This is a genomic window from Aquimarina mytili (genome assembly GCF_016735115.1).
GTDB classification, from domain to species: Bacteria; Bacteroidota; Bacteroidia; order Flavobacteriales; family Flavobacteriaceae; genus Aquimarina; species Aquimarina mytili.
The window spans coordinates 354,201-374,009 of the sequence record NZ_JAERQJ010000004.1 but is presented as its reverse complement, the minus strand read 5'-3'; the positions used below and the strand labels follow the sequence as shown (position 1 = coordinate 374,009).

Genomic DNA, 19,809 nt, shown 5'->3' with positions numbered 1-19,809 from the left:
TCATTTTTAAGAAAAATACAACAATGCTTATTAGTTCACCTGTAATAGAAACAAAAAGATTAACATTAAGATCTTTAGAAGAAACAGATAGTGAGGCAATTCGCTTCTTGAGATCTGATCAAACAGTTAATCAATTTGTTAAGCGACCTAAGACAGATACCCTAGAAGACGCTATACATTTTATTACTAAAATCAAGAATGGGGTGCATAAAGGTGACTGGATATTTTGGGGAATTACTATAAAAGATAATCCAGTGTTAATTGGTACTATTTGTTTATGGAACTTCTCTGAAGATCGAAAAATCGCAGAAATTGGATATGATTTACACCCAAAACATCAAGGAAATGGTATCATGAGCGAAGCCATACAAAGCATTCTAGATTATGGTTTTGGCAAATTAGCACTAGAACGGATTGAGGCCTATACTCATAAAAACAATGAACCCTCTAAACGTCTTTTACAGAAATTCCATTTTGATCATATACACGAAAGAATAGATACTGATAATGAAGACAATATCATATTTACTATACACAAGAGACAACATTGCAACACCTAAAAATAAAATCATGACAAAACATAATAGTATTCGAGTTGTTAGCTTAATTTTTGTTTCACTTTTTACTATTACTAGCATAGTAGCACAACATACTGAAGAAAACACCCTTTGGAAAAAAATACAGGAATTTAATCTCGCTTTTAAACAAGGAAATGTAGAAATACTATCAGCTATGATTACTGAGAATTACATGCACACCAATAGCACCTCAAAACCTATTGATAAAAATACCTGGATTTCATATTTGTCCAAAAGAAAAAAAGAAATAGAATCGGGAAATCTGGTAGTCCATAGTTATGAGATGAAAGAAAGAGAAATGCAATTATATGATGATATGGCTATTGTAAGTGCCAAAATAAGCACTTCCAGTACCAGTAATGGAAATCGTACACAAAATGAATATAGAGTTACCAATATTTGGATTAAAGAAGAAAATACTTGGAAAAGAGCAGGGTTTCATGATGGTAAAATAAAATAAACTTTCTTATACCTTTAGGAACTAAAACCACATATAAGTTTTTAAAATTTGTAATACCTCATATAAGAAATAAAAAAGAATTTTGGTAGTTTAGTGCGACAATACATAAAAGTCACACCCCACTTCTACTTTTATGTCATTATGAGTAACCATTAACGCACTAAGAATTATTTATGTTTTTATTATTTCAATCTAGCTCAAAATTATCAGAACAAGATACTGTTTTAGTAATCATGCTTATTGTAGGTGTTTGTTTTTACTTTATTCCATCAATAATAGCGCTGCTTCGAATGAAAAAGAATTTAGTAGCTATTATCGCTCTAAATTTCTTTTTAGGCTGGAGTCTTATCGGGTGGGTTGTATCACTGGTGTGGAGCTTATCTAGCGATAGTAAACCTGCAAGAATTATTGTAAACCAACAACCTTCTAAGGCACCAAAAGAGGATGGTATTGATAAACTAACCAAACTAAAAAAACTTTTGGATGAAGGGGCAATCACACAAGACGAGTTCAACCAACAAAAAAGTACGATTCTAAAAAATAGTTAATCGCAACGCATCTTTTTTAGAAGGATAAACATTTACATTTTTGTGCATCATCAAAGAATATTAGCAAGTTTTGGGTTTTAGAATCGAAATATATCATTGACTTTTGCTATATAAAATATACAACTCATCATGAATATTAAAAACTGTACGATTAATGATATCGACGAAATATTTCGCTTGTACAAAATAGCTTCAGACTATCAAAAAGCCAAGAAAACTGTTGTAGTTTGGCCAGAATTTGAAAGAACTCTTATTGAAACAGAAATTACCGAAAATCGTCAGTGGAAATTAATTATTGATAATAAAATAGCATGTGTATGGGCTACCACGTTTAGCGATGAACAAATTTGGCAAGAAAAAAACAATGATGCCGCAGTCTATATACATCGCATAGCCACTAATCCAAATTTTCGAGGGAATAATTTTGTAGGGATAATTGTAGAGTGGGCAAAAAAATATGCAAACGAACATCAAAAAGATTTTATACGTTTAGATACATTAGGCGATAACAAAGGATTAATACATCATTACACAAAATCTGGTTTTACTTTTCTTGGTATGTTTGACTTAGAAGATACTCGAGGGCTACCAGATCACTATCAAACCGCACCTGCTTGTTTATTTGAAATTGATCTTACTATTCAATAAATAGTACATACATGTTTTTATAATGTATTCAAAAACTAGTCCAAATAGAAATATGTGTATTTTTATACGTGTATGAAATACAACGATTTTTTAAACGAACTAAAAGGTATAGTACAGGGACAAATTGAAAATATTGTTCCCGAAGAAGAATATTACAGAAAACTATTGTATCAAGTTGAGTTACATAGCACTGAAAAGCCAACAGCAGAACTTCTATTAAAAATATTCAAAGATTCTTTAGATTCTGAACCCGTAGAATTTGACACCAATTGGAATAATCTCACTGAGCCTGAACCTTTTCCTGATTTTCAAAAAATGTCTGCAGAGGATGAGCTAATACTAACTAAAAACACAATAAAATTTTTTGTCTCAGATTTAAGAAGATTAGGTACTAAAGTTTTACAAGATCCTCATAGAGGTTTAGGAGTCACCTCATCAATAGGATCAAGATGGTACAACTTTGATATTTGTTCAATTGTTTATGCCTACGATAGCTTTTGCGAAGATAGTTTGGTAATCAGTTCTGATGTCGAAGAGTCTAATGATAACAGTGATTACTCATGGGGTGAAATTTCAAGTATTTTAGTATTCGGAAAAGAATATGAATAAATAAAAAAGAGGCATTATCCCATGAGTGTTACATGTATAAATGGTAACATACTTAGCAATACATACATACATAAGTACTTACGAATGAATCAATACTTGTCTCTGAACCATTAGCAGTTAGCATGAAACAAACAAATAACATAAGTATTTCTGGAACTATCATAAGAACTACATCTGAAAATCTTTCAAAATTGATTCGCCCATTTCTTGATGAATATAACATTTCGAAAAACAACTATAAAATGGTATTAGGTGATGATGGGAATAATCTGGCTATAGATTTTAATGATCCAACGGGCTTCGAAATATATTTTCAAGGATATAATAATGGAGATTATCTAGTTTCTGCAGGTAACGATAACGGTGATATTGAGGCAAAGAAAATTGTACTGGACTTTATTCATTACTTCGATACAAAGAATATAATTTATAATATAGAAATTCAATACGAATATGATAACGGTCAATGGAGAGATGAAGATTTTTTTGTTCACCCAGATTTTAGCTGGAATTAAAAAGACTACCAACCAATGAAGATTTTTTGTTTTATGAAAGAAGTCGTGAAGCTACAACCGGAACCATGTTTAATTATAGAATTAAAGATGATGCTACATTGGTATTGGTGAAATACTAAATCTTAATGTAAAGTTCAATAAACACTAAAGGAAAGAAACAAAGAAATAATAAACCTGATTACAAAACATGATACAATTGCTCTCAAATCTCAAAAAGAACAATACACTGTTATACTTTTATTAAAAACACTGTAAACCTCTATTATAACACTGTTTAAAAACGCAAACCATTCATTTTTTTACACTTTTACCGTAACATTTAAGAAAATTTTTAAGGCTAATTAACAGATATACTATATTTTAGGGGACGAAAACACAATCATCAACCGCTACCAATGAAACCTTGTACTTTACTATGGGCTTGCTTTATAGTACTATTATCTATAAAAACCCATGCGCAAACTAAATCGACACCGCTAGCTTATATAGATCAGCATACGCTTAGTTCAAATGCTTTACAACAAGATGTTGCCCTCAATGTTTATCTGCCTGACACATACAACAAAGCTTCCGATTTACATACCTACCCTCTAATTATTTTATTAGAAAACGAATTCTTCTATCAAGTTACTGGCATGGTAAAGCACCTTAGTTCTGTAAGTAGTATGCCAGAAGCAATAGTGGTGAGCTTCCCAAATAGTTTTGAAAAATTTTATGCCCCAAAAGTATATACAAACAAGAGTAGTTTTTGGTCTAAGAGCTGGAAACAAATGCCTTTTGATGGAGATCCAGATGTTTTTACAAAATTTTTAAAAGAAGAATTATTCGTATACCTCTCAAAACACTACCGAACTGCTGATTACAGAATGGTCATCGGCACCTCCCTTACGGCTACATTTGCAATGCATGCGTTTTGTAAAACTCCTGATTTATTTCAAGCTCATGTTGCTATTGCAGCCGGTAATATTTTAGCAATGGGATATACTCCTGATACAACATTTATAGAGGCTATTTCAGAAAGTATAAAAGCAAATCCTAACCGTAAAGCAAATTTATATATAGCATGTGCAGATGCAGATATCATTTCTGATCCCGAAATAGGGAATAATGCTAAAAAATTAAAAAAACAATTATCTGCTCTTCGGTCAGAAAACTCAAAACTAAAGGCTGAAACATTTGTAAATGAAAGTCATTATGGTGTTGTTCTTCCGGCATTTATTTCTGCAATGGAAACCTTTTTCCCAAAAGAAAAATGGAATCCGGATTATAGTGTTTTCGAAAAATCAACACAAAATACCTTAGCCAATATTGATGCATATTACCAAAACCTATCTCAAGAATACGGTTATACAATCCTTCCTGTTGCAGAACGATGGAATAGCGGAAACAGTCTTCAGGCAATAGCCAATAGACTTCTTAGACAAAAACGATTTACAGAATCTATTGATGTATACCGTCGTCTGGCTGCATATCGTCCAAAATCACCTGAGGCTTTAAGTATTTTAGCTTCTGCTCTAGAAGCCAATAACAATTTTAAAGAAGCATTAGCAATACAACAAAAAGCTCTAAAAGTAGCAAAGCAGTTTGATAGTGATCATATGACACATTATGAAGAACATATGGCATATATAGAATCTAAGTTGGCTGAGTTAAAAGATGACTAACAAACCTGAACTTTATTTTAAAAATGATCAAGAATGGCGAGCATGGTTACACGATAATCATGAGAGTTCTGATGGAGTATATCTGATTTTGTACAAAGTAGAAAGTAAAAAACCCAGTATGAGATGGGAAGAAGCCGTAAAAGTCGCCCTTTGCTATGGATGGATTGATTCTACGGTAAAAAGACTAGATGAAGAACGCCGTAGACAATATTTCTGCCGTCGTAAACCCAAAAGCGTATGGAGTAAGCTTAATAAATCCTATGTTAAAGATCTTATCAAAAATAATCTCATGCATAAAAGTGGCCTAGCCTCTATACAAACTGCAAAGAAGAACGGTTCATGGGCAGCACTCGATGATGTCGAAAATGGCGTTATACCCGAAGATCTAAAAAAGGCATTTGACCTAAGCACAAAAGCATTTGAAAACTACCAAAATTTTGCACCAGGATATAGAAAAAGCTACTTGTACTGGTTAAATCATGCCAAACGTCAAGAAACACGAGACAAAAGAATTATTGAAATTATCAAATATTGCGAAGCTAATCAAAAAACACGTGGCAATTGGGGGTAGCTGACTTAACACCGCTTTAAGATAATTTTTGCTGGAAATCCTTATTTTCGATCCACATAAATTACTCAACATGCACAAATACATTATTACATCTTTGCTACTATTATTATTTATTGGTAGCACTACACAAGCACAAAAAAGTAAAAAGGATAAAAAAGAGGAAGAAAAATGGGAAGTTTCTAATCCAAAAGGCGAATTTAACTATAAAGATCATAAATTCTCTACCGATGAAGGTACATGGATGAATCTCGATGTTAGTCCAGACGGAAAAACAATTGTCTTTGATCTTCTTGGAGATATTTACAGTATACCAATTTCTGGAGGAAAAGCAAAAGCATTACGTACAGGTATTCCATTCGAAGTACAACCTCGTTTTAGCCCAGACGGAACAAAGATTTCTTTTACCAGTGATGCTGGTGGGGGTGATAATATCTGGGTGATGAATACTGATGGTAGTAATGTCAAGCAAATTACAAAAGAAAAATTCAGGTTACTCAATAATGCAACCTGGATGCCAGATGGTCATTATCTGGTAGCTAGAAAACACTTTACATCGCAACGCTCGTTAGGAGCCGGAGAAATGTGGCAATATCATATCACAGGAGGAACAGGACTGCAATTAACGAAAAGGAAGAACGATCAACAAGATGTCAACGAACCTAATATTTCAGCTGATGGTAAATACATGTATTATAGCGAAGATATGTATCCTGGTGGCGCTTTTCAGTACAATAAAGATCCAAATAAACAGATTTATGCCATCAAAAGATATGAATTTGAAACTGGTAAAACGACAACAGTAACCGGAGGACCAGGAGGAGCTGCACGACCGCAAGTATCTAGAGATGGTAAAAAATTGGCTTTTATAAAACGCGTAAGAACTAAGTCTGTGTTGTATATACATGACCTTGAAACGGGTGAAGAATGGCCAATCTATGATCAACTAAATAAAGATCAACAAGAAGCTTGGGCTATTTTTGGCGTGTATCCTAATTTTAGTTGGGTATCAGGAGATAAAAAAATTGTTTTTTGGTCTGGCGGAAAAATCAATACAATTGATATTGAAAGCAAAACCGTAACTAACATTCCGTTTACGGTGGATGCCACTATTAAAATTGCCGAAACCTTACATTTCGATTCTCCTGTTGCTCCAGATAGTTTTGTAGCCAAAGTAATTCGTAATGCTGTTACTTCTCCTGATGGAAAGACAGTTGTTTTTAGCGCTCTAGGCCATCTATGGAAAACATCTTTGCCTAAAGGAACACCTCAACGACTTACTACCCAGTCTTCACATTTCGAATTTGAACCTAGTTTTTCTCCAGACGGACAAAATATAGTATATGTTACTTGGAATGATGAAGATCTAGGATCAGTTTGTAAATTACCTGTAACCGGAGGAACACCAACAAAACTAACTACCGAAAAAGGGATCTATAGAACCCCAACCTACAATACATCTGGAAACCTTGTCACATATAGAAAAGAAAACGGAAATAGTGACCAGGGATTAAGCTTTACTAAAAAGACAGGAATCTATACCATGTCTGCTACAGGTGCAGATCATAAACTTGTAATTGGTGAAGGAGAATATCCTATGTTTTCTAAAGATGGAAAACGTATCTTTTATCAAACCGGAGGTACGTATTTTGGAGCGTTGACCAAAAAACTAATGTCTGTAAATCTTAATGGTAAAGACAAAAAGACTCATGTTACCTCTAAATATGCGAATCGCTTAGTTCCTAGTCCTGATAATAAATGGATTGCTTTTACCAATTTACATAAAGCCTTTATTGCACCTTTAGTTTTAAACGGAAAAGAGATTGATCTTGACAATTCTTCTAAAACAGTTCCTGTTTCGCAAATCTCAAAAGATGCCGGTATCAATTTGCATTGGTCAAGAGATAGTAAAAAAATATTCTGGACACTCGGGGATGAATATTTCACAAATGACATCAAAGATAGGTTTACATTTCTACCAAATTCTCCTGAAAAAGTTGGAGAAGTAACAGCAACCGGAACAAAAATTAATCTCTCAGTAAAAACTGATAAACCAAAAGGTAGAATTGCTTTTACGAATGCCAGAATTATCACTATGGAAGGTGATCAAATCATCGAAGATGGAACTATAATTATTAAAGATAATCGTATAGAAAAAATAGGTAGCGCTTCAGAAATATCTGTTCCTTCAGATGCAAAAATATACGACTCCAAAGGAAAAACAATCATGCCAGGTATTGTTGATGCTCATGCACATATTGGAGGATTTAGATATGGATTAACAACTCAGAAACACTGGCAATTATATGCAAACTTAGCTTTTGGTGTGACTACTGCGCATGATCCTTCGGCCAATACCGAATCTATCTTTACCATGTCTGAAATGATTAAAAATGGCGAAATGGTTGGCCCGCGCCTCTACTCTACCGGAATAATTTTATATGGAGCTGATGGCGATTTTAAAGCTGTAGTGAATAAATTAGAAGATGCCAGATCATCAATTAGACGAACGAAAGCTTTTGATGCAAAATCCGTAAAAAGTTATAATCAACCTCGTAGAGATCAACGTCAGCAAGTAATCCAGGCTGCCAGAGAACTTCAAATTAATGTAGTCCCCGAAGGAGGATCTACTTTTTATCATAACATGTCTATGATTATGGATGGACATACCGGTATAGAACATAATATCCCAGTCGCTCCTGTCTACAAAGATGTAAACGAATTATGGAAAACTAGCAAAACCGGTTATACCCCAACGCTAATTGTTAATTATGGCGGAATGAATGGTGAATATTATTTCTACCAAAAAGATAATGTTTGGGAAAACGAAAAACTTCTCAAGTATACTCCTAGATCAATTGTAGATGCGAGATCAAGACATAGAACAATGGTACCCTATGAAGAATATGAAAATGGACATATTTTGGTATCAAAAACTTGTAAAGCATTAACAGACCAAGGGGTTAAAGTTAATCTTGGCGCACATGGCCAATTGCAAGGTCTTGGTGCACATTGGGAACTATGGATGTTACAACAAGGAGGCATGACAAATCTCCAGGCTTTACAAGCTGCCACTATAAATGGAGCACAATACATCGGTGCAGGAAATGATATTGGCTCTCTAAAAGAAGGAAAACTTGCAGACTTGATCGTTTTAGATAAAAATCCATTGGAAAATATTAGAAATACTGAAACTGTAAAATATACTATGGTGAATGGGAGGTTATATGACACCAATACCATGAACGAAATTGGTAACACCTCCAAGAAACGATCAAAATTTTGGTGGGAGAATAACAAATATAGCCAGGCTTTTCCATGGCATCAAGAATCTCAAAGCTTTATGCGACCGGGATGTGGATGCCATTTAGGACATAATTAAATTCGCAGAACATATGAATTCTTAAATCGTTGAGATCTAATTAAAATGTTTTACTGATGAAAAAATATCTTTTCTTACTATTAACATGTATTGCTGCCTGCGCTCAACCCCAAAAAAAGGATAGTAAAACTGCTATCCTAATTACAGATGTAAATATTATCAATGTGGTCGACGGAACTATATCCAGGAAACAACAAATAGTAATAGATTCAGGAAAGATCAAAAATATTTCAGATGTAGTCAAAAATGCTGATGCATATGCTGCCGTAATTAATGCTGAAGGAAAATATCTCATGCCGGGACTGTCTGAAATGCATGCCCATATTCCGCAACCATCAACCGGGCAAAAACGTATTGAAGAGGTTTTATTCTTGTATATATCCAATGGGATAACAACGATTAGAGGGATGTTAGGCCACCCAAGTCATTTGGCCCTTAAAGAGAAAGCCATTAATAATCAAATACTCAGCCCCAGGATTTTTACATCAAGCCCGTCATTAAATGGAAACTCAGTAAAGACCAAAGAAGAAGCAAAAGCTAAGGTAACAGCGTATCAAAAAGAAGGATATGATTTTTTAAAAATCCATCCCGGAATTAAACTAGAAGTGTTTCGTCAGGTTGTAAAAACAGCGAATGAGGTAGGAATTACCTTTTCTGGACATGTTCCGGTTGATGTAGGGATCAAAAATGCGTTGCAGAGTCAATATGCTTCAATTGATCATATTGATGGTTTTCTTGAGGGTTTAGTTCCTGAATCAGCAAAAGTAAATCCTAATGATAATGGTTTCTTTGGATATAATTTTGCTCCCTTAGCAGAAGAGTCAAAAATCGACGAATTAGTACAATTGGCTAATGACAATAAAGTATGGATTGTTCCTACCCAAAGTTTATTTGAAAGATGGTTTGCGCCAGTATCGACAGATGAGTTATTAAAGGATCCTGAGATGAAATATATGCCCGCTTCTACCCTTCAAAATTGGAAACAAAGGAAAAGGCAATACACCACAGATAATCCTGACTTCAATGAAGATCAATGGAATCAATTTAATACTATTAGAAGAAAGCTACTCAAAAAATTAAATGATACAGGAAACAGAATCCTTTTAGGATCAGATGCTCCACAATTATTTAATGTCCCAGGATTCTCTATTCATCATGAAATTGATGGAATGATTAGAGCCGGTTTATCTCCTTTGGCAATACTCCAATCTGGAACTATAAATCCTGCTATATTTCTGGGGAAAGAAAATGTTTTCGGACAGATAAAAGTTGGTTTGGATGCTGATTTAATACTTCTAGATGCAAACCCTATTGAAAATATCAAAGCTCTAAAACAAGTTTCTGGTGTTATGGTTAGAGGGACATGGCTATCAAAAAAAGATATTGATAAACTATTGGCCACTATTGCCCAAAATGCTATTAAAAAATAATCTATAATTCATTATCTTTTACTAATGAAAAAAATATATCCTTTACTAATTGTATTTGCAATTTTTCCGCTTATCGCTGAAGCCCAAAAAGTAGAGATTCCTATTGATACAACTATTACAACGAATCACACTACTATCATAAAAGGAAAGACTATATCTTATAAGGCTATTGTTGGTTTTCAACCTGTTTGGAATAAGGAAAGAAAACCCATTGCCTCTTTATCATATACCTATTACAAAAGAACCGACATTAAAAATGATGAAAATCGTCCATTATTAATATCATTTAACGGTGGACCAGGATCAGCATCTGTATGGATGCACATTGCATATACTGGTCCAAGAATTCTTAAAATTGATGATGAAGGTTTTCCAGTCCAACCTTATGGGATCAAAACAAATCCCAACTCGGTTTTGGATGTAGTAGACATTGTTTATGTAAATCCTGTAAATACTGGATACTCAAGGATGATTCCCGGAGAAGATGGCAAAATGCCCGAAAAAAAGTTATTCTTTGGTGTAAACGAAGATGTAAAATATCTTGCAAGCTGGATTAATACTTTTGTGACTCGTAATAATCGATGGAGATCACCCAAATATCTTATTGGAGAAAGCTACGGGACAACTCGCGTATCAGGTCTGGCCCTGGAGCTTCAAAATCAACATTGGATGTACCTCAACGGAGTCATTTTAGTTTCACCAACAGAGATAGGCTTCAAATTTGCCGGACCTGTAGAAGTCGCTAATAGATTACCATATTTTACCGCTGCAGCCTGGTACCATAAAATGCTACCTGCAGAACTTCAGAATAAGGATTTATTAGAAATTTTACCCGAAGTAGAAGAATATACAATCAATACGATACTGCCAGCTACTATAAAAAGCGGGTACTTGGAGGCTTCAAAAAAAGAAGAGATCATTACTAAAATGGCTTATTATTCTGGGCTATCAAAAAAAACAATTCGTCAACATAACCTGGAAGTTCCTAAATCATATTTTTGGAAGGACCTTTTACGAAATAAAGATGGTTATACTATAGGACGTTTAGATTCTCGTTACAAAGGGATGGATATAAAAGAAGCAGGAGATACTCCTGATTATAATAGTGAGTTAACTTCATGGCTTCACGCATTTACTCCTGCAATCAATTATTATTATAGCCAAGAATTGAAATTTAAGACCGATATTAAATACAACATGTTTGGGCCAGTAAAACCATGGGATAGAAAGAAAGATAATTTTACTGGAGAAAACCTTAGAAGTGCAATGGCAATGAATGCTAATTTGCACACTATGATCCAATCCGGATATTATGATGGTGCCACTACTTATTTTAATGCTAAATATGTAATGTGGCAACTCAATGCTAACGGAAAATTATCGGATAGATTAAGTTTTAAAGGATATCGCAGTGGTCATATGATGTATCTCAGAAATGAAGATCTAATCCAGGCCAATGAAGATATAAGAGTGTTTATTGCCAAGTCCTCTGCAAATATTAATAAAGGATCGAAATATTAATCAAAATAATAAACTACCATGTACCTAGCACAAGTTAACATTGCCGAAATGATCGCCCCCATTAATGATCCCATTATGGCCGATTTTGTAAACAACCTTGATCGTATTAATGCATTAGCCGAAAAGAGCGATGGTTTTATATGGAGACTTAAAGGAGACGATGGCAATGCAACTTCTATTACTGTTTTTGATAACCTTTTTTTGATTATCAATATGTCAGTTTGGGAAAATATGGATACTTTGTTTGATTTTACTTATAAAACTACGCATGCAGAGATTTTAAAACGAAAAAAAGAATGGTTCAAAAATATGCCAAGAATGCATATGGCGTTTTGGTATGTAGATCAAGATCATCATCCTACTGCCCAAGAAGCCAAAGAAAGATTGTATTACCTGCAAGAACACGGAGAATCGCCATATGCTTTTTCATTTAAAAGTAAGTATACTGTGGAAGATTTAAGAAATTATAAGGTTAAAACATCTAACTAAATCAAGACACAGAAAATGATCTATGACTAAGTTTATAATTGATTTTATACTTTTAACATAAAGCACAAATCAAGATAAGAGCATAGTAATTATTAACCCAATTTTATGATAGCTTCTTCAAGAAAATATCTATTTTAGTTTATTTCTAAATAAGAACAATGTCCGCAATCATCAAAATCAAACCCTTGGGTTTTCCATGGGAAACCAGTGATCCTTTTTTATTTTGTGCTTATCATGAAGATCAATATCCGAAAGGAAATGAAAAACTTGGTCCGGATGCATCTTTAGAAGGGCGAAACATAGGCCAGGACTTTACACTTAAAGATGGATGGCGAATGTATCATGGCACAAAAGTTCCAGGATTTCCTGCGCATCCTCATAGAGGCTTTGAAACGGTAACTATAGTACAAAAAGGATTAGTAGATCATTCAGACTCATTAGGTGCCGCAGGACGATTTGGTAACGGTGATGTGCAATGGATGACTGCCGGTAAAGGTGTACAACATTCTGAAATGTTTCCACTATTAAATACCGAAAAAGAGAATCCTTTTTTATTGTTTCAAATATGGCTCAATCTTCCAAGAGATAAAAAAATGGTAGAGCCCCATTTCAAAATGCTTTGGAGTGAAGAAATCCCCACGGTACTTATAAAAGATGATAACGATAAGGTTATCGAAATTACTTTGATATCTGGAAAACTAAATGATAAAAGTGCCCCCGAGCCTGCTCCAGATTCATGGGCAGCAAATCCTATTAACGAAGTCGCTATATGGACTTTAAAAATGGAACCAAATGCGACATATACTTTTCCAATAGCTTCGCAGGGCATAAACAGATCTTTATATTTTTTTAAAGGGAAAGAAATTAACAATGACGGTTTTGTCATTCCTGTTAATCATGAAGTAATTCTCAAGGCTGATCAGGAATTTACTGTCAAGAATGGAGATACTAAAGCCCATGTATTGATGTTACAAGGCAAACCAATCAATGAACCTGTTGTAAAACATGGCCCTTTTGTTATGAATAGCCAAATCGAAATAAGGGAGGCTATTCTGGAATACCAGCAAACTGAATTTGGAGGCTGGCCATGGCCCAGTTATGATCATGTTCATGATAAATCAAAAGGCAGGTTTGCTCTATATCCCGATGAAAGTGAAATAAGCAAATAATTATAATTTGTTTACTTTTTTTACAGGTTAATCTATTTAAAAAATTAAGAGTATCGTAATTAGGATTTATGAGTCATTTTATATCAAAAAATCAAGAAGATTTTATTTAAATGCATTATAAAAAGCTACTTCTTTTACCTTTATCGTTTTTGCTATTTTCACTTTTGCATACCTCTTGCTCAGATAAAGAGATATTAACAACTAAAGAAAGAGAATGGCTAAAACAAAATGATAATATAACGATTGCTTTTTTTCCGTATTACCCTCCTTACGAATTTATCAACGACAACAATACCATAGAGGGTATTTTTATTGAGTATATTAAGTTAATTGAAGATAAGATACATCATAAATTTAAGAGAAAATATTACTTCCAATGGCCTAAACTAATAGAAGATCTAAAAAATGAAAGGGTTGATATCGTTTTACAGATGCAATCAACAAAAGATAGAGATTCTTACTTAAACTTTTATGCCGAATACTTTGAGTCCCCAAATGTGATTGTCACAAGAAAAGATTCAAAATACAGCACAATTAGTAGTTTAGCCGATAAAACTATTGTAGTACCAAAAGACTATGCAATTTTTGAAAATTTAAAACGAGAGTACCCAAATCATAATTTTATTGAAGATGAGAATGACCTAATCTGCCTTCAGAAATTATACTCAGGAGTATATGATGCACACATAGGACCTAAAGCAGTTGTGAATTACCTTATAAAAACTGAAGAATTGAATGATTTGCAAATTACTTCAACAATAAATCATGCTTACAAACCAGGTATAGCTGTACTCAAGAAAAATAAAATTCTAAATGATATTATACATAAAGCAACTCGAAATATCTCAAATCAAGAAACTCAAAGTATAATTGAAAACTGGTTATACAAAAAAACAATACCTTTTTATAAGAATCCAAATTTCATTATTCCGATAACCATTATAATACTGATAGGTTTTTTCACAACTATATTGATACATTTTTATTTGGGGTTTATTGTAAAACAAAGAACAAAAGAACTTAAAATTGCAAAAGATATTATTGAAAAAGACAACCAATTAAAAATGGCCTTTATCAGTAATGTATCACAAGAAATTAAAACGCCCTTAGATGGAATTCTAAGTTTTTCTGAACTTCTTACTGCTCCAAAATTAAAAACATTAGAAAAAACAAAATATATCAATAGTATAATCCATAGCGGAAAACAACTAGTCGATAGTATTGATAACATTTTGGAAATCTCTCAACTACAAACCAAACAAGTCGAACTTGACGAAGAGGAAACTGATTTAAAAGAAACACTTGAAACGATTCACTCTGTTTTTGAAATAAGTGCCCGTAAAAATGGTATTCTACTTATCTTTCATGATAACTTAAAAGATAATGAGCGCTTTGTTATCATTGATAAATCCAAATTCATTAAAATTATCAACGGTATTATTGACAATGCTATTAAATTCACTAAAAAAGGAGCTGTACTTGTTTCTTATATAGTGCAAAATCAATCTCTTATAGTTTCGATTAGAGATTCTGGAGTAGGAATAGATACTAGTACTACCGAAAACATATTCAAAAGCTTTACAAAGGCTGAAAATCAAATATCGCAAAAATATGGAGGATTGGGCTTAGGGTTATCAATTGCTAAAGAGAATACTATTTTAATGGGAGGCAAATTGTCATTTTCTTCAATTCCGAATGAAGGGTCTACATTTAGAATTGAACTCCCCTTTCACCCTATCGAAAGACCTGCTGATATCGTATGGGATGAACTAAAAAACCTCAAAGACAATCAATATGTAGTTTTAATTGTTGAAGATGGCGAAGTAAATTTTTTATTTCTGAAAATGTTATTGAAAAAAATTAAAACATGTGATTTTATTGTTTACCGCGCTAAAAACGGGAAAGAAGCCGTACAATTTTGTTCAAAAAATCAAAAAATTGATTTAGTCTTTATGGATATAAAAATGCCAGAAATGAATGGATATGAAGCCACAAAAATCATAAAAAAAATAAGACCCGAATTACCAATAATCGCACAAACAGCTTATTCTACTAAAGAGGATATAAAAAAAGCATTAGAAGCTGGTTGTAAGGGATTTATATCAAAACCAATACAGTACAAACATTTAAAAAAAGTATTGAGAAAATATTTTCTAACTACCATGATAGAAAAGTAATGCATCCTAAATGCTATAAAGTCGTTAAGTCTTCAATAACGCCGTTCAATAAAAAAACAGAAAATATTATTGAGTATTTCTTTCTAAGAATTTACGATTATACTATCTTTAATACAGTAGGAAGAAAAGTAAGGGGCTATTTTATTAATTAAACTATGATAAAAAAACATCTTTATCCTTTTCTTGCTATTTCTATTTCTATATGTTTCTACTTTTATTCTTGCTCTTCTCCCGAAAGTATCAATGAGGATGAAAAAAAATGGCTGGACGACAACCAAAACATTACGGTTGCTTTGTTTCCATATTACGCACCATATCAGTTCATTAATGACAATGAAAAAATTGATGGGGTTTTAATTGATTACCTTGACTTAATAGAAAAAAAAATTGATTATAAGTTTAAGAGAAAACTATATACCAATTGGGAACAATTACTTAGTGACGCCAAGAATAACAAGATTGATATCGTACTTGAAATACAACAAACTTCTGAAAGAGATTCCTATCTAAAATTTTACTCCAAACTTTTTGAGTCTAGTTATGTTATTATCTCAAGAAAAAATACTTTTTCAGGAACAAAACTAGAAGACTACTATACCAATACAAAAACCATTACTGTACCTTTAGATTATGGTATACATGAAATCTTAAAAAATGAAGAACCCGAACTTAATATCTTAACAGAAATAGATGATTTAGCTTGTTTAAAACAAGTTAATAATGGTGTATCAGATGCATATATAGGGCCAAAAGCTGTAGCAAATTATTTGATAAAAACCAGAAATTTGAACAATCTCAAAATTGGTTCTGAAACTCCATATGTTTACGCTCCTAGTATAGCCGTACAAAATAACAATGGTACACTTAATCAAATTATAAGAAAAACAACCAATGCTATTACGGATAATGAAAAAGAAACCATATTTAATAATTGGTTATACACCAACATAAAACCGTTCTACAAAAAACCAATATTTTGGATATATACAACCAGCATTATCTTATCGATCATAATTATCATTCTTTTACTAAATCGGTATTTAAAATATCTAATCAGGAAAAAAACTAGAGAACTTATTATAGCTAAAAAACAAGCAGAAGAAAGTAATAAATTAAAGACCGCTTTTATCCATAATATATCTCATGAAGTAAGAACACCTATGAATGGTATTATCGGTTTTTCAGAATTACTTAATGACCCTGAACTAACCGAAGAAAAGCAAAAAGAATATACAAATATTGTAATAGAAAGTAGTAATCGCCTAAAACATATTATAGAAGATATTGTAGAAATTTCAAATTTGCATAGCGAACAAGTCGGAGTATCTGTAGAAAATACAGATCTTACTCAATTACTACAAACATTGTATATGGTTTTTAAAGATAAAGCAAACCATAAAAATATCACCTTAAGTTTTAACAACACAGTATCAGAGAACCAAAATATCATAAAAACGGATAAGTACAAAATTCAAAAAATATTATACAATTTAATCGATAATGCTATTAAATTTACCGAAAATGGCGGTGTAGAAGTTTTGTGCGAAATAAAGGACAACAGCCTGATATTTCAAATAAAAGATACAGGTATTGGGATAAAACAAAAAGATCAAGAGTTAATATTTAGAAATTTCTCACAATCAGAAAGAGAAATAACAAAAGCATATGACGGTCTTGGATTAGGGCTATCCATCTCACGAAAAAATGCCCAACTACTTAAAGGAAATATTTCCTTTACTTCAACACTAAATCAAGGATCTACTTTTATAGTTACACTACCCCACGAACCAAAATTATAGTCAATGAATTCATCTAAATTATATACAAAAAGCTCTACAAGAGTCGAGATTAGAGCGTTTACAAGAAATGATTAAAAACTATTTTTAAGACTTGTATTTTTAAAAGTGTTACTATTGTACTATCTTTATTAAAGAAATGTTAAAGATAATCCCTGAAGAAAACCTATGAAATGCGTATAAAATTACCCCTTTTCTTACTTCTCATACTAGTCTTTGCATTATTTTCATCTTGCTCAAAGGATTCATCAATATTGAATGAAAAACAAGTTGAGTGGCTACAACAACAAGACAGTATTAAAGTGGCAATCTATCCATTTCACCCTCCTTATCAGATTATAAATCAAGAAGGTAATGTAGATGGGGTTTTTACGGAATATCTTGAACTAGTCGAAAAAAAAATCGGGTATAAATTTCATCAAAAAATTTACAATACATGGCCCGAACTTATGAAAGATGTAAGAGACGAAAAGGTGGATATGATTGTCGAAATACATCCTACACCTGAAAGGGAAAAATTCCTCAATTTTTATGCCTTTCTATTTGAAAGTCCTCATATGATTGTTGCCAGAAAGAAGGATCAACTGGACGACAACATTTCAAAATATGTAGATAAAACTATAGTACTACCTAAAGATTATGCAATAGCAGAAATTTTGAAAAATAAATACCAAAATATCAATATAGCCGTTGGCGGTGTAGACGATTTGGTATGTTTACAAAAATTAAATTCGGGAGAGTATGACGCATATATTGGTCCAAAAGCTGTAGTACATTATTTGATTAGAACAAAAAACCTAAATAATTTAAGAATCGTTGGAGAAACCGATTTTATATATAAAACTGGGATTGCTGTCTTTAAAAAGAATAAAATTCTAAACGAAATTATATCCAAAGGAACTAAAGCAATAACCAGAAAGGAAAAACAAATCATTCTGGACAATTGGATATTTAATGTAGTTACCCCATTTTATCAAAAAACTATATTTTGGGTAATTTTCTCAATTGGTATTATCATTGTATTGTTGACAATACTATTAATTAATAGATATCTCAAGTTTAAAATAAAACAAAAGACAAGAGAATTGCGCATTGCAAAAGAAAATGCAGAAAACAGCAATAAACTTAAAACCAATTTCATCAATAATATATCCCATGAAATCAGAACACCAATGAATGGTATAATGGGGTTCTCTGAATTTCTTAACGATGCCGAAATAACTCCTGACCAAAGAAAAAGTTATACTGATATCATCATTAATAGTGGTAAACAACTAATGGACATTATTGATGATATTATGGAAATTTCTAAACTACAATCTAAACAATTTGAAATAATAGAGGAAGAAACTATGCTGGATGATTTATTTCAGAAGCTTATTACTACTTTTGAAAAAACTGCAGAAGAAAAAAACATAAGATTACATCATGAAAGTGCAATATCTAGAGAAAATTCTCTTGTATTAATTGATAAATCAAAAGTTGAAAAAATTCTAAGTAAACTTATTGATAATGCGATTAAGTTTACCTCTAAAGGATTTGTAAAAATCAATAGTGAAATTATAAAAAACCAATTAGTTATTACTGTTGAAGACACAGGTATAGGAATTAACCCAGAGGATCAAAAAATCATATTTAATAGTTTTTCTCAATCCGAAAAAGAAATTGCCAGAACATATGGCGGTTTAGGACTAGGGCTTACTATTGCTAAAGAAAATGCAGATTTAATTGAAGGAAAAATTTCATTTACTTCTACGCTAGAAAAAGGCTCTTCATTTCAACTTTCAATACCGTACCATCCAATTATTGACTCCAATAAAAATACTATGAAATCAGATTCTGATGAAAATTTAGTTAAACCATTTAAGCATGTAATTTTGATAGCAGAAGATGGCGAAGTGAATTTCTTGTTTCTAAAAACAATTCTGCAAAAAATGAAAGGCTATAAATTCGTTATTCATCGAGCAGAAAATGGAAAAAAAGCCGTTGATATCTGTGAGAACAATGAAAATATTGACCTAGTCTTAATGGACATAAAAATGCCAATAATGGATGGATATGTAGCCACAAGGAAAATAAAAAAACTAAGACCTAGTCTACCGGTAATTGCGCAAACAGCATACTCAACCCAAGAAGATATAAAAAGAGCTTTAAATGCCGGTTGTGATGATTTTGTATCAAAACCTGTTGATCATAAAATTCTTAAACCAATGCTTAAGAAATATTTTTCCTTCTTCCAAAGTTAACATTACGTT

At 32.5% G+C, this 19,809-nt stretch carries 16 protein-coding genes; all 16 read left to right on the top strand.

Annotated features, from left to right (window positions below; translation table 11 throughout):
* The first annotated feature begins 23 nt into the window (after positions 1-23).
* The 16 genes from JJQ60_RS12945 (at position 24) to JJQ60_RS12870 (ending at position 19,800) form a co-directional block, all read left to right on the top strand.
* A complete protein-coding gene (locus JJQ60_RS12945) occupies positions 24-560 on the top strand; it encodes a GNAT family N-acetyltransferase (protein ID WP_201920581.1) in 537 nt (178 codons plus the stop codon).
* A gap of 10 nt (positions 561-570) precedes the next feature.
* On the top strand, positions 571-1,038 hold the full coding sequence (locus tag JJQ60_RS12940) for a nuclear transport factor 2 family protein (protein ID WP_201920578.1): 468 nt from the start codon (positions 571-573) through the stop codon (positions 1,036-1,038).
* 173 nt (positions 1,039-1,211) lie between these two features.
* Positions 1,212-1,586: a superinfection immunity protein gene (locus JJQ60_RS12935; RefSeq protein WP_201920576.1), complete on the top strand. Its 375-nt coding sequence runs from the start codon at positions 1,212-1,214 to the stop codon at positions 1,584-1,586.
* A 129-nt stretch (positions 1,587-1,715) separates the two neighbouring features.
* The gene (locus JJQ60_RS12930; RefSeq protein WP_201920573.1) at positions 1,716-2,234 is read left to right on the top strand and encodes a GNAT family N-acetyltransferase; all 519 of its coding nucleotides are present in this window, start codon (positions 1,716-1,718) and stop codon (positions 2,232-2,234) included.
* A 72-nt stretch (positions 2,235-2,306) separates the two neighbouring features.
* A complete protein-coding gene (locus JJQ60_RS12925) occupies positions 2,307-2,843 on the top strand; it encodes a hypothetical protein (protein WP_201920570.1) in 537 nt (178 codons plus the stop codon).
* Between the two features lie 122 nt (positions 2,844-2,965).
* Entirely contained in the window at positions 2,966-3,358 is a 393-nt protein-coding gene (locus JJQ60_RS12920) for a hypothetical protein (RefSeq protein ID WP_201920567.1), read from the top strand.
* Between the two features lie 395 nt (positions 3,359-3,753).
* Positions 3,754-5,022 carry an alpha/beta hydrolase gene (locus JJQ60_RS12915; RefSeq protein WP_201920564.1) on the top strand — a complete coding sequence of 423 codons (1,269 nt, stop codon included), beginning with the start codon at positions 3,754-3,756 and terminating at the stop codon, positions 5,020-5,022.
* Positions 5,015-5,593, top strand: coding sequence for a YdeI/OmpD-associated family protein (locus JJQ60_RS12910; protein WP_201920561.1), 579 nt, complete (start codon positions 5,015-5,017; stop codon positions 5,591-5,593). The genes JJQ60_RS12915 and JJQ60_RS12910 overlap by 8 nt, the downstream gene beginning before the upstream one ends.
* Before the next feature lie 70 nt (positions 5,594-5,663).
* Complete coding sequence (locus tag JJQ60_RS12905) at positions 5,664-8,972, top strand: amidohydrolase family protein (RefSeq protein ID WP_201920559.1); 3,309 nt, start codon at positions 5,664-5,666, stop codon at positions 8,970-8,972.
* A 56-nt stretch (positions 8,973-9,028) separates the two neighbouring features.
* Positions 9,029-10,402: an amidohydrolase family protein gene (locus JJQ60_RS12900; protein ID WP_201920557.1), complete on the top strand. Its 1,374-nt coding sequence runs from the start codon at positions 9,029-9,031 to the stop codon at positions 10,400-10,402.
* 24 nt (positions 10,403-10,426) lie between these two features.
* Entirely contained in the window at positions 10,427-11,923 is a 1,497-nt protein-coding gene (locus JJQ60_RS12895) for a S10 family peptidase (RefSeq protein ID WP_201920554.1), read from the top strand.
* Between the two features lie 18 nt (positions 11,924-11,941).
* Entirely contained in the window at positions 11,942-12,412 is a 471-nt protein-coding gene (locus JJQ60_RS12890; RefSeq protein WP_201920552.1) for a DUF3291 domain-containing protein, read from the top strand.
* A 158-nt stretch (positions 12,413-12,570) separates the two neighbouring features.
* Entirely contained in the window at positions 12,571-13,581 is a 1,011-nt protein-coding gene (locus JJQ60_RS12885; RefSeq protein ID WP_201920549.1) for a pirin family protein, read from the top strand.
* 110 nt (positions 13,582-13,691) lie between these two features.
* Complete coding sequence (locus tag JJQ60_RS12880; RefSeq protein ID WP_201920546.1) at positions 13,692-15,758, top strand: response regulator; 2,067 nt, start codon at positions 13,692-13,694, stop codon at positions 15,756-15,758.
* Between the two features lie 155 nt (positions 15,759-15,913).
* Complete coding sequence (locus JJQ60_RS12875) at positions 15,914-17,557, top strand: ATP-binding protein (RefSeq protein ID WP_201920543.1); 1,644 nt, start codon at positions 15,914-15,916, stop codon at positions 17,555-17,557.
* A gap of 170 nt (positions 17,558-17,727) precedes the next feature.
* A complete protein-coding gene (locus tag JJQ60_RS12870; protein ID WP_201920541.1) occupies positions 17,728-19,800 on the top strand; it encodes a response regulator in 2,073 nt (690 codons plus the stop codon).
* The last annotated feature ends 9 nt before the right edge of the window (positions 19,801-19,809 follow it).

Bases quoted from the DNA above. Each gene is read 5' to 3' on its own strand.
- JJQ60_RS12945 (WP_201920581.1), top strand. From the start codon at position 24: ATGCTTATTAGTTCACCTGTAATAGAAACAAAAAGATTAACATTAAGA.
- JJQ60_RS12940 (WP_201920578.1), top strand. From the start codon at position 571: ATGACAAAACATAATAGTATTCGAGTTGTTAGCTTAATTTTTGTTTCA.
- JJQ60_RS12935 (WP_201920576.1), top strand. From the start codon at position 1,212: ATGTTTTTATTATTTCAATCTAGCTCAAAATTATCAGAACAAGATACT.
- JJQ60_RS12930 (WP_201920573.1), top strand. From the start codon at position 1,716: ATGAATATTAAAAACTGTACGATTAATGATATCGACGAAATATTTCGC.
- JJQ60_RS12925 (WP_201920570.1), top strand. From the start codon at position 2,307: ATGAAATACAACGATTTTTTAAACGAACTAAAAGGTATAGTACAGGGA.
- JJQ60_RS12920 (WP_201920567.1), top strand. From the start codon at position 2,966: ATGAAACAAACAAATAACATAAGTATTTCTGGAACTATCATAAGAACT.
- JJQ60_RS12915 (WP_201920564.1), top strand. From the start codon at position 3,754: ATGAAACCTTGTACTTTACTATGGGCTTGCTTTATAGTACTATTATCT.
- JJQ60_RS12910 (WP_201920561.1), top strand. From the start codon at position 5,015: ATGACTAACAAACCTGAACTTTATTTTAAAAATGATCAAGAATGGCGA.
- JJQ60_RS12905 (WP_201920559.1), top strand. From the start codon at position 5,664: ATGCACAAATACATTATTACATCTTTGCTACTATTATTATTTATTGGT.
- JJQ60_RS12900 (WP_201920557.1), top strand. From the start codon at position 9,029: ATGAAAAAATATCTTTTCTTACTATTAACATGTATTGCTGCCTGCGCT.
- JJQ60_RS12895 (WP_201920554.1), top strand. From the start codon at position 10,427: ATGAAAAAAATATATCCTTTACTAATTGTATTTGCAATTTTTCCGCTT.
- JJQ60_RS12890 (WP_201920552.1), top strand. From the start codon at position 11,942: ATGTACCTAGCACAAGTTAACATTGCCGAAATGATCGCCCCCATTAAT.
- JJQ60_RS12885 (WP_201920549.1), top strand. From the start codon at position 12,571: ATGTCCGCAATCATCAAAATCAAACCCTTGGGTTTTCCATGGGAAACC.
- JJQ60_RS12880 (WP_201920546.1), top strand. From the start codon at position 13,692: ATGCATTATAAAAAGCTACTTCTTTTACCTTTATCGTTTTTGCTATTT.
- JJQ60_RS12875 (WP_201920543.1), top strand. From the start codon at position 15,914: ATGATAAAAAAACATCTTTATCCTTTTCTTGCTATTTCTATTTCTATA.
- JJQ60_RS12870 (WP_201920541.1), top strand. From the start codon at position 17,728: ATGCGTATAAAATTACCCCTTTTCTTACTTCTCATACTAGTCTTTGCA.